This is a genomic window from Aquabacterium sp. CECT 9606, from assembly GCF_918741295.1.
GTDB lineage: Bacteria > Pseudomonadota > Gammaproteobacteria > Burkholderiales > Burkholderiaceae_C > Aquabacterium.
Genome location: NZ_CAKKNB010000004.1, coordinates 703,603 through 719,915, shown reverse-complemented (window position 1 = coordinate 719,915; position 16,313 = coordinate 703,603). Strand labels below are relative to the sequence as shown.

General features: G+C 63.0%; 12 protein-coding genes. 4 read left to right on the top strand and 8 right to left on the bottom strand.

The window, feature by feature from the left end:
* Positions 1–10: 10 nt before the first annotated feature.
* Complete coding sequence (locus tag LQ232_RS20520) at positions 11–1,444, top strand: alpha/beta hydrolase domain-containing protein (protein ID WP_230182237.1); 1,434 nt, start codon at positions 11–13, stop codon at positions 1,442–1,444.
* On the opposite strand, the gene LQ232_RS20515 is transcribed toward LQ232_RS20520, so the two are convergent.
* The gene (locus LQ232_RS20515) at positions 1,433–2,761 is read right to left on the bottom strand and encodes an acyltransferase (protein ID WP_230182236.1); all 1,329 of its coding nucleotides are present in this window, start codon (positions 2,759–2,761) and stop codon (positions 1,433–1,435) included. The two genes, LQ232_RS20520 and LQ232_RS20515, sit on opposite strands and share 12 nt — an antisense overlap.
* Positions 2,762–2,921: 160 nt before the next feature.
* Between LQ232_RS20515 and LQ232_RS20510 the strand changes: the two genes are divergently transcribed.
* Complete coding sequence (locus LQ232_RS20510) at positions 2,922–4,709, top strand: hypothetical protein (protein ID WP_230182235.1); 1,788 nt, start codon at positions 2,922–2,924, stop codon at positions 4,707–4,709.
* Between the two features lie 83 nt (positions 4,710–4,792).
* On the opposite strand, the gene LQ232_RS20505 is transcribed toward LQ232_RS20510, so the two are convergent.
* Together LQ232_RS20505 and pgl are read right to left on the bottom strand one after the other, a co-directional pair.
* Positions 4,793–5,395 (bottom strand): isoprenylcysteine carboxylmethyltransferase family protein, encoded by a 603-nt coding sequence (locus LQ232_RS20505; protein ID WP_230182234.1) that lies wholly within the window; start codon positions 5,393–5,395, stop codon positions 4,793–4,795.
* A 107-nt stretch (positions 5,396–5,502) separates the two neighbouring features.
* Complete coding sequence (pgl, locus tag LQ232_RS20500; protein ID WP_230182233.1) at positions 5,503–6,219, bottom strand: 6-phosphogluconolactonase; 717 nt, start codon at positions 6,217–6,219, stop codon at positions 5,503–5,505.
* A gap of 73 nt (positions 6,220–6,292) precedes the next feature.
* Here pgl and LQ232_RS20495 point away from each other — a divergent pair, with 73 nt between their 5' ends.
* A complete protein-coding gene (locus LQ232_RS20495) occupies positions 6,293–7,180 on the top strand; it encodes a GAF domain-containing protein (protein ID WP_230182232.1) in 888 nt (295 codons plus the stop codon).
* 3 nt (positions 7,181–7,183) lie between these two features.
* Here LQ232_RS20495 and LQ232_RS20490 read toward each other — a convergent pair whose 3' ends face one another.
* A complete protein-coding gene (locus LQ232_RS20490) occupies positions 7,184–8,350 on the bottom strand; it encodes an HPP family protein (protein WP_230182231.1) in 1,167 nt (388 codons plus the stop codon).
* Positions 8,351–8,404: 54 nt separating this feature from the next.
* Positions 8,405–9,412: an AraC family transcriptional regulator gene (locus LQ232_RS20485; RefSeq protein ID WP_230182230.1), complete on the bottom strand. Its 1,008-nt coding sequence runs from the start codon at positions 9,410–9,412 to the stop codon at positions 8,405–8,407.
* 160 nt (positions 9,413–9,572) lie between these two features.
* Between LQ232_RS20485 and LQ232_RS20480 the strand changes: the two genes are divergently transcribed.
* Positions 9,573–10,454 carry a metal-dependent hydrolase gene (locus LQ232_RS20480; RefSeq protein ID WP_230182229.1) on the top strand — a complete coding sequence of 294 codons (882 nt, stop codon included), beginning with the start codon at positions 9,573–9,575 and terminating at the stop codon, positions 10,452–10,454.
* A gap of 4 nt (positions 10,455–10,458) precedes the next feature.
* Here LQ232_RS20480 and LQ232_RS20475 read toward each other — a convergent pair whose 3' ends face one another.
* The 3 genes from LQ232_RS20475 to LQ232_RS20465 all read right to left on the bottom strand — a co-directional run bounded on the left by LQ232_RS20475 (position 10,459) and on the right by LQ232_RS20465 (position 16,285).
* Positions 10,459–11,145, bottom strand: coding sequence for an OmpA family protein (locus LQ232_RS20475; protein ID WP_371820330.1), 687 nt, complete (start codon positions 11,143–11,145; stop codon positions 10,459–10,461).
* Between the two features lie 104 nt (positions 11,146–11,249).
* Positions 11,250–12,152, bottom strand: a complete 903-nt coding sequence (locus LQ232_RS20470; protein WP_230182228.1) for a recombination-associated protein RdgC — start codon at positions 12,150–12,152, stop codon at positions 11,250–11,252.
* A 20-nt stretch (positions 12,153–12,172) separates the two neighbouring features.
* A complete protein-coding gene (locus LQ232_RS20465; RefSeq protein ID WP_230182227.1) occupies positions 12,173–16,285 on the bottom strand; it encodes a cbb3-type cytochrome c oxidase subunit I in 4,113 nt (1,370 codons plus the stop codon).
* Positions 16,286–16,313: the final 28 nt, after the last annotated feature.

Here is a 16,313-nt window from a genome sequence, read left to right as displayed (position 1 = left end):
TCCTGTGGGTATGCGAAAAAAACCCAAAGCATGGCACGTGGCGGGCGCTTCGTGGCGGTTGGTCTTGCTGCTGTGCATGGGCCTGACAGGTGCCATCGCGGCACCCGCCGCAGCCAGCACCGCCACGCCCGGATGGCTGGCCGCCGCTGATCACGGCCAATCCGACATCAGCCGACAAGCCCAATTGGCCACGGAAGGCTACCTCGAACAGGAGTGGAAGCTGCTAGGCCAGGCCCAGCCGTATACCACCGACGGCGACTGGGGCAAGGATGGCCGTTGGGCCGTCAAGCCGCAGGGCGCGACTCAGTCCTATGAAACCCGCGTGGTGGTTCGCCGCCCGCAAGACCCTGCTCGCTTCAACGGGACCGTGGTCGTGGAATGGCTCAACACGGCGCTGGGTTTTGACCTGGATGGCGGCTGGATCCTGGCCCGAGACGAGATCGTGCGAGAGGGCTATGCCTGGGTGGGCGTGAGCACCGAATCGGACAGCGTGCTCTCGCTCAAGAAGGCGAATCCAATCCGCTATGCACAGGCCAAAGTGGCTCATGACAGCCTGTCATACGACATCTACACGCAAGCCGCCCGCGCCATACGCCAGGCTGCAAGCCAGTGGGGTACGCCCACGTCACCTCGGGTTCGTTTGCTGGCCCAGGGCTACTCCCAATCGGGCTCTTACCTCATCACCTACATCAATGCCTTTCAGCCGGTGACCCATGCGTTCGATGGGTTTTATCTGCTGAGCACCGCCGCGGTCGCCATGCCCATTGACGACAAAGGCGCCAGAATCTTCGGCCCGCAGTACCGAACGGAGCCACAGGCGCCCGTCATCCAGGTGTCAACCGAGATGGAGGTCATGGTGGGTTGGCAACTCTCCAAAACACCTGACACCGACAGCCTGCGGCACTGGGAAATCGCCGGGGCCTCGCATTTCGACAAACACGTGCAGGCACAAACGCTGACTGCGGGTGACCATGGCGCCAGACTATTCATGCCTCACTGCTTCAAGCCATCCAACACCTTGCCGAGCAGGCTGTTCAACCACGCCGCCCTGCATGCCTTGCGCACCTGGGCAAGCGTTGGCACACCCCCCCCCATCGCGCCCAGAATGCAACGCAACAGCTTGGGCTTCATTCAAAACGATGACGTGGGCAATGCCTTGGGTGGCCTGCGTTTGCCCGACCTGGACGTCCCCTTGGCCCAGTACGGCATGTACAGCAACTTCCCCTCAAGCCAGATCAGCTTTTGGAGTGGCTATGCCTGCATCGCGGGTGGCAGCGCCAACCCCTTGGATGACGACACCTTGCGCAAGCGCTACCCCAGCGATCAAGCCTACTGGCTCGCGTACAAGCAGGCTGCAGACAAGCTCTTGACTGCAGGCTTCTTGCGTCCTGCCGACCATGCGCGACTGCTGGAACAAGCCCAGTCCGTGAAACTACCCCACTGACGCCACATCGATCCCATCGGCCATCAGCCGCGCGCGCAACGCCGTCAATTCGGCCTTTCGCGCACTCAGATGCAGATCAACCCCGCCGTCTTTCTGGGGGGTCTGCACCACCAGGAGCATGCGAATGGTCGCGGGAAGCATCTCAAACCAATCGGGCGTCCCATTTCCCAGGTCGATGTCGTAGATCGGAAGCTGAACGCAATTGTTCAGGATGAGACCGCCTTTGAGCGTCTCCACCGTCGGCCTGAAAAGCAGCCTCCACACAGATTTCTTCTGACGGTACAGCTCCATTTTCGCCAGCATCTTGAACAGGCTCGCCGTGGTGACCTCATCAGGCGCCGGTCGGCACTTTTCGGCAAGAACAGGCACGCTGTCCAACACCAGTTCCTGCTCGCTGTAGCGCGCCTCGGCATAGCACAAGGCATTGCCAAAATAGTTGCGGGGCACACCCAGATGACGCTTGTAGCGCAGGTCCAGCACCAGGCCCACACTGCGCCCCACCCCGGCGGGCAGCACGGGTGAAATGGCCTTCATCACATAGGCCGCGACCAGGGAGCCCGTGCTCAAGCCATCCGAACCTGGCAATTCAGCCTTGGCCTCATCCTTCCACTTCTGAACAGTCTCCGCGGGGATGCGAAAAACCTCTCGGGACATGTCCGTCACAGCGCGCCAACCCAGCTTCGCGAACAGAGCGAACAAGCCGGACATGGACGGCGAATGCATCAGATCATGGCTGGCATCGACGGGCCTCTTACCTGCGTCAATTAACACGGTGCGGTCAAACGACGACGGTTGGATTTCCAGGCCTCGGCAGGCCTTGGACCAGTCCAGCATGAACCCCCAAAAGCTGGCGCCATCGAACAATGAGTGCGGCACGTAGCAGCACAGCACCACCCCGTTGTCTTCGTATTGGTGGATGTTGATCTGTACAAATGGCGCGTCTTTCTCGACCATTTGCCACGGCATCACCAGTTTGACCAACTGGTTGACCCGCTTGCCCAGCGGGTTGTGCAAGCCAAAAGGCATGCTCCCCTCGCAGCGGTGGACCCGGAAATCGATGCCCGCATCATTGCCGTCCACAAAGACCTGGCCGTGCTCGTCCTTCTTGTAGCGTCCCGCCACCAGAGGATAGTGCCTCAGGGTTTCGACCAGGGCACGCTCGACCAGTGCCAGATCCAGGCCATTCTTGAAGATCAGAACCAGCGGGAAATTGGCATGCGTGTGAAAAATATCCAGCCCGGTCAGATATTGACGGGATGTTGTCAGCCCCGCGTGAAGGCGTTTTTCTAAAACCAACGTAGACCGCAACTTGCCCATGAAACTTCCGAAAATCAATCAAACAAAGGAACAGGGCGGATTTTTCCAGAATACAAACCAGCCCCCGAAGGGGACTTTCCCAGGGGATCATCAAGGTAAACTCGAATTGAGAATCAAACCGGCCTGGGTAAAATAGAATATTTTGCCAAGGATTTTGGTCATGTGGGGAAGATTTCTCTCTAGCCGCTGGTGCGTGCCTGTTGCCGCCCTGGTGGGGATGCTCCTGATCGCCCCGGCGATGAACATGGGGCTGCTGGGTGATGATTACCTGCACTGGTCTTTGCTCACCGGCCGGTCGGTCAATGCACAACCTGGCTCGCTTTTCGGGCTGTTCACCTTTGCCGACGGCAACGCCGCAGCCAACCAGGCCATGATTGATTCTGGCAAGCTGGTGTGGTGGGCCAACGATCATTTGCGCATTGCCTTTTGGCGGCCCCTGGCGGAATTGAGTCAGCAGCTGGACTACCAATGGTGGCCTGATTCACCCGTGCTGATGCACGTGCACAGCCTGCTCATGTATGGGCTAATGATCTTGCTCATCGGCAAGCTTTTCCGCGATCTGGACGCCGACCGGCAGCAAGCCGGATTGGCCACCTGGCTATTCGCCGGCAACATGCTGCACGTCTTCGCGGTGGCCTGGTTGGCCAGCCGCAATCAAATGCTGTCCGGCCTGTTCATGGTGCTGACCCTGCTGGGCTACCACCATTGGCGCCAAGGCAAATCGGCTTGGTACGGCTGCTTGGCCGCCGCCTGCTTCGTGCTGGGATTGTTCAGCGCCGAGGCCTCCATCCAGACCGCTGGCTATCTGCTGGCCTACGCGCTCTTCCTGGAGCCCGGCAAGTCGGTGGGCGTGAGGTTCAAGGCCCTGCTTCCATTCATCGTGATCGCGCTGGCCTGGAAGGCCTTGCACAGCCACCTGGGTTACGGCAGCTTCGGGTCGCCGGGCTATGTGGACCCGGCGTCCAACGCCAGCGGGTTTGCCGTGAGCCTGGCTTTGCGCCTGCCCGCCCTGATGGTGGCACAGTGGTTTGGCGTGTCGTCGGTGATGTTCGAGCAGCTCAGCCGCAGCACGCAATACCTGTACTCGGGCGCGGCCACCTTGGCTTTGCTGGGCTTGGCATGGGCAGTTCACGCCTTGGGGGGATTTCGCTCTGCCCTGGCCCGTTTTTATGCCGTTGGCTCCATCCTGGCGCTGGCACCAGCGTGCGCAGGCTACCCCTTTGACCGACTGACCATCAACTCCGACATCGGCGCCAGCGGCCTGCTGTCGATCATGTTGATACTGGCCTGGCGCAACCGCCAGCAGTTGATGGGCTGGGGCCTGGGCTCGGCCAAGAACGTCGTCTTGCTGGTCGGCTTCATCCACCTGATCGTCTTCCCGATCGCCAAGGTGGGCACGTCGGCTTTCATGAAAGCACTGGGCGAAGCCGGCGAAGCGCAAGCGCCGCTGGCCATCCCCAATGCCCAAGCCGATCAGGCAGAGCACTTCCTGCTGATCAACCTGCCTTCGGCCGAAAGCATCTACTACATCCCATTGATCCGCCAGTACCACGGCCTGCGCAACCCAGCCACCATGCATGCCTTGGGCCCCAACAACCAGGCCATGACACTCACCCGAGTAGAAGAGAACGCACTCAGGCTGTCGGTGCCGACGGGCTTTCGGGGCACCATCACACGCGATCTGCAGAAGCAGCCGTTCAAGGTGGGCGACACCGTCAAGATGGGCAACATTTCGGTGCTGGTTGAAGAAATCACCGAAGACCGTGCGCCCAAGACGGTGGTGTTCCGCTTCCCAAGTTCTGTTCAGGACGCCCAGTGGCGCTTCCTGGCCTGGAAGGAAGACGGCGTGACCCAGCTGCAGCCGCCCGCCATTGGCCAATCGGTGGAGATTGCGGGCTACGACGTGGGCAAGTCGGCGCTCAACGCCATGGAGCGGGCCAAAAAATAAGGCGGACTCCGGGGATGGAGGCCGCCTTGCTTGGCGCTTGAACCTGAACCCGGGCCGCTGTGAGGCCCGGGCATTCAAGGTGATCAGTACACGAAGGGAATCAGGCGACGGCGGTTGCTCTTGAACTTGGCGTAGGCCTCGCCCAAGGCGCGTTCCAGCGCGGTTTCCTCGGCTTCGATTCGGTAGATGTAGATGGCAATGTGACCGATCACCATGACCGCGATGCTGCCGTAGTTGCCCAGAGCCAGACCCACGCCCACTGCCGTCATGATGGCACCCGAGTACGAAGGGTGGCGCACCCACTTGTAGGCGCCTTTGTCAACCACCTTGTGCTCTTTGGCGATGGTGACGGTGGGGGTGAAAAACTCGCCCAGCACGCGCCAGCAGTGCTTGCGCAGCAGCATCCCCGTGACCACCAAGGCCAGGCCTGCCCAGAAATAAATGTAGATCTGCGGCTCGCTGATGCGCCAAGGGGCGTAGAAAGTCAGGCCAAAAGCGGCGAATTGCAAAACGGTAGAGCCAATGGCAATGACGAGGCCGGAGTACTTGTCAGCCCCATCGTGCTTGGCCATTCTTTGCTGGCTGCGCTTGTGCTGAACCCCCTCTATGTAATAAGCCCAGATGAGCACGCCCCAGAAAGCAAATGCATATGGCAAGACAAAGGGGAGCGCGAAATAACCATCCATCGAAAACATCTTGAATACCCTAATACAGAACGTCAAACGCATTATCGCATATTAAGATATTTTAAAAAAGAGTAGTTTCCCGTAATAATATTCAAGCTAATCCAATATCAATTTGAATAAAACACTTGGCAGGGTATATTCGCCCGGGACCAAGCCAGGGTGATTGGCAAAGGGTCTGCCAGCCCGGCCCGCATGGCTTGTTCAAGCAATTGGCGTTTGGACAAGCCGGTGATGTGGATCACCACCTGGCGCGTGTCCAGCAAGGCGCGTTTGCTCAAACTGACGCGGTCCACCGGCACATTGGGCAAAAGCGGCGCACTGACCGCCAGGCAACGCGCCGTGCGTCCGTCATCCAGGGCTTCGGCCAATTGCGCAGACCCGGGAAACAGCGACGCGGTGTGGCCGTCAGACCCCATGCCGAGCACGACCACATCGGCTGGCCACGGCAAGGCCTGCAAGGCAACCTCCAATTCGGGCACGCCGTGCGCTGCCAAGGCGTCGGCTGTTTTCAGCGGCACAAAACGCGCCTGGCTCGCCAAGCCTTGAAGCAGGTGCGCCCTCACCAGGCGCTCATTGCTGTCGGCATGATCCGGCGGCAGCCAGCGCTCGTCGGCCAAGGTGACGCTCACCTTCGGCCAATCGACGGCCGTGAGCGCCAGTGCTTTGAAGAATGGAATGGGGGTGCTGCCGCCTGAAACGACCAGCAAGGCCGCCCCGCGCTGGCTCACGCCTTCTTGCAGACGCTCGGCCACAAAACGGGCCAGATCCTGTGCCAGGGTGAGGGCGTCAGGGGCTTCATGGACATGGCAGATGGCATCAGGCATAGGCCCACTTTAGCAAAGCTGACCACGACGCCAAAACGCCTCGGCTGGCGTAAAACTTGCTCGGTCCCAACGCATGAAACCATCCTTCATCCGCATTGCCGAAATCTGGTTGCCCGACCACGACCAAACCCTGCTGGAGTTTGGAGGCGGGTTGTTCGGCCCCGCCAAGGGCTTTGCCGCCGCCACGCGCTCGCTGTGCTTTGGCCTGGGCGAAGGCCTGCCGGGGCAAGCCTGGGAGGAAGGCCGGCCTATCTTGTTGAAAGACTTTGACAGTCTGCACTTCCGCCGCACGGCGGCGGCGCAGGATGCCGGGCTGAGCTGCGCCATCGCCTTGCCAATATTCTTGGGCAAGACCTTGAAGGCCGTGGTGGTGCTGTTTGGCGGCAACGCCGATGCCCGCGCCGGGGCCATCGAGTTGTGGCACAACAGCCCGCGCGTCACCACCGACATGACCTTGGTGGATGGCTATTACGGCACCGCCTCGGATTCGTTCGAGATCTTGTCCAAGGACACCTTCCTGCCGCGGGGTACCGGCCTGCCGGGCTTGGCCTGGCAACGCGGCGCCGCCGTGTTCATGGAAGACCTGGGCGCATCACCCCGCTTCTTGCGCGGCGCCACGGCCGCCGAGGCCGGCATCACCCGTGGGCTGGGCCTGCCCTGCCCCACCAAGACCGAAGAGGTCTATGTCATGACCTTGCTGTCGGCTTTGGGCACACCCATCGCCCAGAAGCTGGAGAGCTGGACGCCCAACGCCACGCGCCAGCACCTGGAGCGCAGCTTCGGGTTTTGCGAGACGCAAGGCAGTTTGGCTTCACCGGCTGAGCCGATTGCCCTGGACTCACCTCACAACCCCCTGGCCAGCGTCTTCTTGACGGGGGTGCCGGCCATCGGCGAAGACATGATCGCCATCCCGGTGGTGGCCGATGGTGAGATTACCGAGGTGCTGGCCTTGTACTTGTGACCATCAAGGCTGAACCCTTCGGTGCAAGGCTTTGACAAAGTCCGACTGCGTGATGATGCCCACCAGCTTGTTCTTCTCGCCAATGATGGGGATGTGGTGATGCCCGCCCTCTGAGAACAAAGGCATCAATTCGACCACATGGCGGTCGGCGCTGGCCACACGCACCTGCCGCGTCATGATCTGGCCCACCACCTCGGGCTTGTCAGAGTGCATGGTGGTGCTGCGTTTGACGAACTCACGCAGCTTCTCGCCAAAGCTTTCATGCACGTCCACCTTGGCATGCCGCATGAAGTCGGCCACCGTGATGATGCCCACGATGCGGCGCAGTTTGTCCACCACCGGCAAGGCCTTGACGCCATGCTTGCGCAGCAGGGCCCAAGCGTCTTGCAAGGAGGTGCCGAACTCGACCGAGATGAGGTCGCGCGACATGATGTCGGCACAGCGGATCTCACCCAACTGCCGGCGATAAGCCTCCATCTCTGTTTCCTGCAGGATCTTTTCCAGGTCGTCGCGACTGATGTCCAGCACCTGGTTGTAGCGGCTCAGGACCACGTCGATGTCGGCCGAGCTGAAGCGCGATTTGACCGCCTCATCGTCCGGAGCCCGAGGTGCCACTTGCACGTGGGGGTAGCGCCGCCCCGTGGCCGAGTTGTAGACAATGCCCGCCACCACCAGCAAGGCCGAATTGGCCAGGGCCGGGAACAAGGCCCAATGGAAAGCCGTGGCATGCGTGAGCACCGCAATCAAGGCCATGGCGCCCCCGGGCGGATGAAGGCAGCGCATGCTGAACATCAAGCCAATGGCCAAGCTGACGGCCACGGCGCCGGCCAGCGCCGGATCACCGATCCAGTTGGCGCACGCGATGCCCACCAAGGCCGACAAGGTGTTACCGCCCACCACGGCCCAGGGTTGAGCCAAGGGACTGGCAGGCACGCCAAACACCAGCACCGCACTGGCCCCAATGGGCGCCACCAACCAGGGCATGCCAGGGCTGGAGTCCGCCATCACCCGGCTGAGTGCGGCCGCGAACAAGACGCCGATGACCGCGCCAACCACCGCACGCAGGCGCTCTTGCGCATTGACCACCACGGGCGCTGGCCGGAAGGCGGCCAACCAGTTGGAAAGCCTGGTGCCAAAGGAAGTCGAAGCATGGGCAAGCGGGGTGGTCATGGGCAAGGACGCTGGTGCGAAATTGAGCGGGCGATCAGCATAATCGCAATGAGATCAGCCAATCGGCCGGCGGAACACCACCGGCGACACGCCCTCCCACCGCGTGAAGGCCCGCGTGAAACTGTGCCGGTCTTGAAAGCCCAGCTTGAGGCTGATGGCTTCGATGTCCAGATCGGTGCCGTGCAGGAGCTTGCGGGCGCGGTCATGGCGCACGCGGGTCTGCACCTCGGCAAAGCCCTCGCCCTCTTCTTTCAGGCGCCGTTGCAGGGTGCGGGGGTGCAGCTCCAGCAGCACCGCCACCTCGTCCACCTTGGCGCCCAACAGGTCGGTGCGCAAGGACAGCAACTGCTCAAGGCGGGCGGTCAAGCTGCCCTGCTCGCTCAGCTTCCTGAGGCGTTGCTCGACCATCAACTGCGCCTGCGCATTGAGCGATGGGAAACCACCCTTGAGCGGCGTGTCCAGGCTGCTGGACGCGTTGATCAAACGGTTCTCGCCCTGGTTGAAGCGCACAGGCACACCAAAATACGAGCCATACACACGCGGATCAACTTGCGGACCGTGCTGGAACCAGACCTCGCGCAGCGGGTCTTCACGCGGCGAGATCATCCGGGCGAACTTCACGATGCAGGTGAGCGCTGCCTCGACCACGCCTGGGTGGACGGGCTCATCGCCCTCGACCCTCAGGGTCACGTTGAAGGTGGACGCGTCTTCCGAGGTCTGCAGGCGCAGCGCGGGGTGCACGATGTGCGGCATCCAGTCCAGCGCCATCATGCCGGCCCGCAAGGTGGCGCAGGTGGCGATGAAGGTGTCGACCTCAGGGATCGCATCAAAGCCGTAGGTGTCGCCCAGCACGAGTGGAAAGTAGGCGGTTTCGGTCGCAGCCTCGCACACCTCGAACAAGCGCCGCAGGGCGCCCAGGCTGAGCTTGGACAAATGGCTGTCGAACACCTCGACGTTGATCTGCGCGCGGCTCACGGCTTCTTGCATGTTGAAGCCACAGCGCGCGCCAGCCTTGGACAAGGTGGACATGACGTAGAAGTTGAGGAAATCGCCCTCACTCATGAAGCAAGCTCATCTCAAAGTTAACCCGTGCCCGACCTTAACTCACCAACACGCGCTGATCATGGCGTGTCGCCGTTGGTTCCTCGCTGTCGTTGAATGCCATCGCCACCGCGTGGTGCCATTTCTAGACTGATGAAGCAGTAACACCCGAGGACGACCCATGACGCCACACCCCAGCAAACCCGAACACATCGTGCCGCGCGAAAAGCTGGACTTCCAGCTGGACGGCGATCTGCCCCGCTTCTGGTTCGGCGGCGATCCATTCAAGACCCGCGTGTTCGACGGCATGCAAGCCGCCTTTCCGGATGGAGAACGTTATTTCATCACCAGCGTGCGCGCCTTTCGCCACCTCATCACCGACCCCAAGCTGAACCAGGACGTGAAGGACTTTTCGCGCCAGGAAGGCCAGCACGGCATCGCCCACACGCAGTACAACGCCGTGTTACGCGAGCAAGGCTTGTCGGTCGATGGCCTGGTGGTCGAGGTCAAGAACCTGTTCGATGACTACACAAAGAAGTATTCACCCGCCTACAACCTGGCCCTGACCGCGGCCTTCGAGCACTTCACCGCGATGATGGCCGAGTCGCTGTTCGCGGAGCGTGAAGTGATGGCGCCCGCGCACGAAAAGGTGCGGGCCATGTGGGCCTGGCACGCGATCGAAGAGATGGAGCACAAGGCCGTGGCCTACGACGTGATGACCAAGGTGGCCAAGGTCGGCTACATCTTGCGCTGCACAGCCCTGGTCCACGCCATGTACAAGGTCGTGAAAGACAGCCTGCGCCTGACGAATCGCTTCTTGCGCGACGATGGCTTCACGCGCACTCAGCGCTTCTTCATGACGCTGAAGGGCCTGAATTTCCTGTACGGCATCAACGGCCTGTTCTCCAAGAACATGCTGAAGCTGCTGGCGTACTTCAAGCCCGGTTTCCACCCTTGGCAGCACGCGGTGATCCACAGCTACCCAGTGTGGATCAAGGCGTATGAAGAAACCAAGGACCCGATGTTGGCAGGTGATGCCTTGTTCCAGGCCGGCCTGGCCTGAACGATCAGCTAGCGCCGCTGGCGGGCTCGCGCAGGAAGATCTCGACGCGGCGATTGCGTGAACGACCATCGGCGCTGCCGTTGTCGGCAATGGGTTCGCGGGCACCACGGCCTTGCGTGTCGATCCGCGAGCTGCCCACGCCCCGGTCCACCAGGAAGGACTTGACGCTTTGAGCACGCTCACGCGACAAGGGCTCGTTCACCGAATCAGAGCCAGTGTTGTCCGTGTGGCCCACCACGTTCACCAAGGTGTTGGGCTGTGTCTTCAAGCCATTGGCGAATTGCTCCAGCACGTTGCGCAGCTCCGGCTTGATGTCGGCGCGACCCACATCAAAAGACACATCGGCTGGCACATTCAGCTTGAGCTGGTTGTCGTTGGTGCGGGTCACTTCAACACCCGTGCCTTGGGTGGCTTGCTCCATGGCCCGTTTTTGCGAGTCCATGTGGCGCGACCACACATTGCCGGCAATGGCGCCCAAAGCACCGCCAATCAGGGCACCCGTGCCAGCCTTGCCGCCTGTGGTGGAGCCGATCACGGCGCCCGTCGCCGCGCCAATGGCGGCACCCGTGCCAGTGCGGCGCTGGGTGTCGGTCATGTCGGCGCACGCGCCCAGCAAGGCGGTCAGGGAAACGATGGCGATGGCGCGCTGGGCAAAGCGGCCGCGGGTGGGGGTATGGGTAATGGTGTTCATGAAGTGGTCTCCGTTTTGAAGCGATTCTGGGCCCCGCCTCCGCCATGCGGCATCAGCGCATGTCGCGCCGCCTTGTAAGACTGCGCCGACACGAAAGCAGCCAATCAGCCGCCGATGAGCTGCTCGCCGCCCAAGGCATCCACCAGGTCGGGGATCAATTGGCTCAACTCGCCCGTGGCAATGGCCGCATCGGCGTCAAAAGCTTCGTCCTTGCTGGACGCCTTCTGGCCTTCGAACACCACGTCCAGAAAAGTGAGCTTCTTGATCTGCATGGTGTCGGTGAGCATGAAGGAGACCCGCCCCTCCCAGCTCATGCCCAGCTTGGTGGGCACTTTGCCGCTGGTGATGTGCTGGCGCACTTCGTCGATGTCGAGCAGATGCCTTGAATAACGCACCACGGATTTCATTTCGTCGGCCGATTTCAGCTCGCAATCGCGGTCCACGGTGAAGGATGCGGGCGGTTCGCCACTGACCAGCCACTCGGACATGGCCACGGCGGCCGACTGCTTGGTGTGCAATTGGCTGACGGCGATGGTCTCCAGCGTCTTGACCAGGAAGCCCACCACTTCATCGGCCTTGCCCTGGCTGCTTGAATCCACCAGCAGCAGGCGCTGATCGGGGTCGATCCAGACATTGACGGACGCCTGCTTGGTGAAGGCCATGGGCAGGAGCTCCAGCATGGCCTGCTCCTTGATCTCCTTGGTTTGCTTCTTGCCGGGCTTGCGGCCTGTGTCCTGCTCGATCTTGGCTGCGATCTCCTCGGTGCGGCGCTTGACCACGGCACCGGGCAGCACGCGTTGTTCGATCATGAGCTTGAGCAACAACTGGCCGCCCACTTTTTCAACGAGGGGCGCGTGCTTGATGCCGCGCGGCTCCACCCAACCAGACGATTGCTGCTGGGTGGCGCCACATTCCACGAACCGGGCCTTGTACAGGCTTTCTTCCATCTGAGCCACCGAGGCCGACCAATCGGGCCCGATGCGATACACCGTCAAATTCTTGAACACTGGGGTCCTTGTGGTTGAAGTCAAACAGGGGGAGCCTGCGGGGGTTTCGGATTATCCCGCCAATGGCCGCCCGCGCTGAAACACTCCCACGCCCATTTCACCCACCGCAGCAAAGAGGCAGACAACCAAAGCGCCCACAGCAACATGAGCACCCGGTAAACCAGCACCGGCGCCGACAGCACCCAGGCTTGGGCCGTGGTCGCCGCGAACCGATCCGCATACCAATGGAGGTGAGCCGCGTCCGAGCCGTTGCCCAGCACCATCAAGTCCGGATAACCCAGCAGGCCGACCCGGACGGTTTCGAGCAAAACACCGGCGGCGATCAAGCCCCACAAGGCAACGGTGATCTGTGCGGCGATGAACCAGCGCCGGCTCACAGAGGGCCCGAACCGCCGCCGCGCCTCCATCACCAGGAACCACCCCACCACCACCGCGATGCCGATGAGTGAGATTTGGGCAATGCCCAGGCCCAGCAATGCCCATGACACCGCGCTGAGCGGCGTGAACCCGGATCGGCCCAAACCCCACGCCACGGCGATGATCACGATCAACACGCCCCAGAACAGAACCGCCGGGCCCACCGACGGGCCACCCACGGCCAACACGACCCGGTCGGCAGGCACGTTGATGGACGTGCGGTCGTTGACGCCCGCGGCGCCCACATCCAAGGCCTGGGATTTGAACCACCAGGTCATGCCCCGTGGCTCGCGCCAATCCAGTTTGACCACGTGGGCGCCAGGCGTGATCGGCACCATCACGGCGCCGGCCTGGTGTTGCACCGGCAAGACCTGGCCATCGACGGAGACGGCCAGCAGCTCGGCGCCCGCGGGCAACTGGAAACGGTGGTTGCCGCCCTGGCTTGAGCGCAAAGCCGTTTGTGCGGACACGTCGGTGGCACGCGCGCCGGGGTTCACCTCGGTGTCCACGCGGTCCACGGTGAAGGTCTGGCCCGCCACGCCGGCAGGCTTGACTACTTCAATGGCCACCTGCTCGCCTGGCCAGGGTTGCCAGGTGGGCATCCAGCGCCCGGCCTCCTGGTGCACCACGGGCGCGATGCCCGACAAGCCCACGTGCCATTGCGTGGAGGCGTCCAGCTTCCAGACTTCAATCTGGTGTGGCTCCTTGGTGCTGTTCAAGGACAGCTTGGGCGACTCTTTCAAGGTGCTGACAAAGTCGGCCGAATCGTTGGCGCCCAATTGCACCGTGGCCACGCCATCTTGCACCTGCACACCACCATCGTTGACCGATTCGCCATTCACCAGCTGCACCTTGACCCTGAGCGGCGACAAGCTGGGCGTGATGCGCTGGATGTGCGTCTCGATCGTCCAGCGCAGGCCCAGGTGGATGGTGCGCTCGACGCGCACAAATGGGGGCAAGGCGTCGCGCTGCGTACCCCGGTCGTCGGAGGGCGCCGAAGAGGCCTCACGCGACAAGCTCAAGGCGCCGGAGGCCAGGCCACGTGCATCCAGGCCGGCCAGGGTCCAGCCCTGAGTCTGCGACTTGACCTCGCGCACAGGCATGGGCAACGAGATGTCGACCGCCGAGGCGTTGCCCACATCGGCTTCAAGCACGACCTGGTTCACGCCTTTGCTCAAGGCGATCCACAAGGCACCCGCGTCGTCGCGGCGGATCACCGCAGGCAGGCCACCCACCGTGACTTGAGCCGGCCGCCAATTCACGCCCTGCCCTGGCAGTGGCATGGTGACGTCGGCCAGGGCATGGGCCTCGATACGCAGCTGGATGCGGGAGCCGTTCGCCACCAACCACAGACGCGGCACATCGGCACAACGGGGCATGCAATCGGGGGGCGCGGTCACTTTGCCGCGCAACTCGTCCAGCAGGGCGCTGGCCGGTGGCGCCACGGGCGTGGGAGAAACCGGGGGGGCAGGCTCGGCCGCCCGCGCATCGCCCTGCATGCCCACCAACATGGCGGCACAAACCCAGGGCAGGAACATCGTCAGGACAGCGCCTTGCGCAGAGATGGGCACCTGTGTGCCGCGGCGAGTCGGCCACCAGGGCGTCTTGCCGACCAGACTCAACAGGGCCATCACCAGCAGTGCCAAGCCACCCAAGCGCAAGACCACCGTGCCGGCCGGCGGCAACAAGAACAGGCGCAGGGATTGCGACTGCTGCACGGGGCCTTGCCATCCCAGCCGATGGGCGTTCCATTGCCAAGTGGGCAAACCCGGACCGGTCTGCACTTTGGCGCCTGGGTCTTGCTCTTGCGGGCGCTGCTCAATTTGCTGGCGCGCCGGCGCGGGCACCGCCAGTGACTTGCCGAGGCTGTAAGGGCGGCTGCTCATGGACGCCGGTGGCGCACCGTCGGCTTCGGCCAGTGGGGCTTCGGCCATGGCCGCGTCCCCGGCCTCGGAGGCGGCCTGGTCGCGCTCACCCCGGGCTTCGCCCATGGTTTGCCAAGGCCGCTCCAACGCAGGGTACATCGACAGGCGAACCTGCTGCACGGCGTACGGCAACAACACCAAGGCGATCAAGCCCGCGCAGGCCCGCGCCGCCCAGGTCGACAGCACCAGGAACCTGCCCGAAGGCAAAACCTTGGTGAGCGCATGACAAGCCAGCATGAGCAGCCACAACGATTGCGGTGCCCCCGGCATGTGCCAGGACACCACCAGCGCGGCGCCCAGCAAGGCACCACGCTTCCAGCCAAACAGCTTGCCGGCGGCCAGGGCACTCAAAAGCACGAAGAAGAAGTCCCACAAGGTCCACCGTGACACCCAGGAGCCCCCGGCGCTGTCGACACCGCCAACGTGCAGCAAACGCCAGCCTGGAGGCAGGTTCAACACGGCCGAGGCCTTGTTGAAATCAACCGCCCAACCCGAGGCCGGCAAAGTGCGCACATCGCCCACCACGCGGCTGTCGGCACTCAAACGGGCCGCGCCTGTGCGCACCTCCAGGCCCTCGGGCCCAGGGCTTTTCAGGCGGGTGATCGATTGATCGTCCTGGCCCAGCGAGGCGCGGCCAAGCACGCCGGGCGCGGCCAACTCCAACCGGGAGGACCGGGACAAGGTGCCGGTGATCTCGTCGTGGACGGTGTAGCCCCGTCCATCGAAATCCAGCCACAGCTCGCGCGCGATGCCCAAGCTGTCGGGGTTGGGCACGGGGTTGCCGCGGCGGGTCTGCACCAGCTTCAGGGTGTCGCCGGGCCGCAAACGGTAAGCGGGGTAGGCACGCCAGGGCTCGGGCATGGCCACTTGCTTGGGGTCCACGGACACCGCACCTTCCACGCTCACCAGCCGCACGTCGTTGTGCGCCACAAACGACCAGGTCTCTTCAGGCGACGCCGCACCTTTGGGCAAGGTCAAGGCCTGCACGGGCGACATGAGCCGAGCCCGCAACTCAATCGACCAGTTACCGGGCCGCACTTGAACCACCAGCTTGCCGTCGTCTTGCAGGCGCGCGGGCAAAGGGCTGTCAAGCGATTCGGCAACCAGGCCTGGCAGCAGGGCCATGGGCAGTTCGATCTCGCGCGATTTGCCCGAGATGGCAAGGTCGTAGTGTGTGGTGACGCGCAATGGCACCTGGTCGTCCACCAGACGCGTGGTGTGCACGGTTTGCGCGTCGTTGCTCTGCGCCGCTTGCGGGGCCTGCTTCAGCCACAGGCGGCCCTCGGCATCCGGCGCACGGCTGACTTGCGCACCATCCAACCACAGCACCACACTGCCCACGCCTTTGGGCACGGTCAGGTCCTGCGGCATGTCCTTCCAGGCAATGCCCCCTTCCAGCACATGCTTGCCGGGCTCGAGCAGGGCCACTGGCCGACCATCGGCCTCGGAGACGGCCAGTGCCCGCCCGCCAGCCTTGACGTCCTGAGGCCAGCGCGCGGCTTCACCAGGCAGGGGCACCAACGCGGCGCCACCAAACACCTGGACCTCAAACCGGAAGGTGGCCCCTGCCGGGCCCGCGCGCAACTCCAGCAGAGAGGGCCAGACGCAAGCCTTGGCCTGGTCCCCGTTGTAGGGCGCCGGGCACAGCAGCGCTTCTTGCCCATGCATGGCCCACGGCACCCAATCCTTCAAAGTCGCGGGGATGTCACCTTTGGCCAAAGGCGCCGCGATCGCCACGCTGCTCAGGAAGCCCGCAATGGCGGCAATCGCCGACCTGGAAATGAAGCGCATACCCACCCCTGTGTTGAACTGCTGCGGA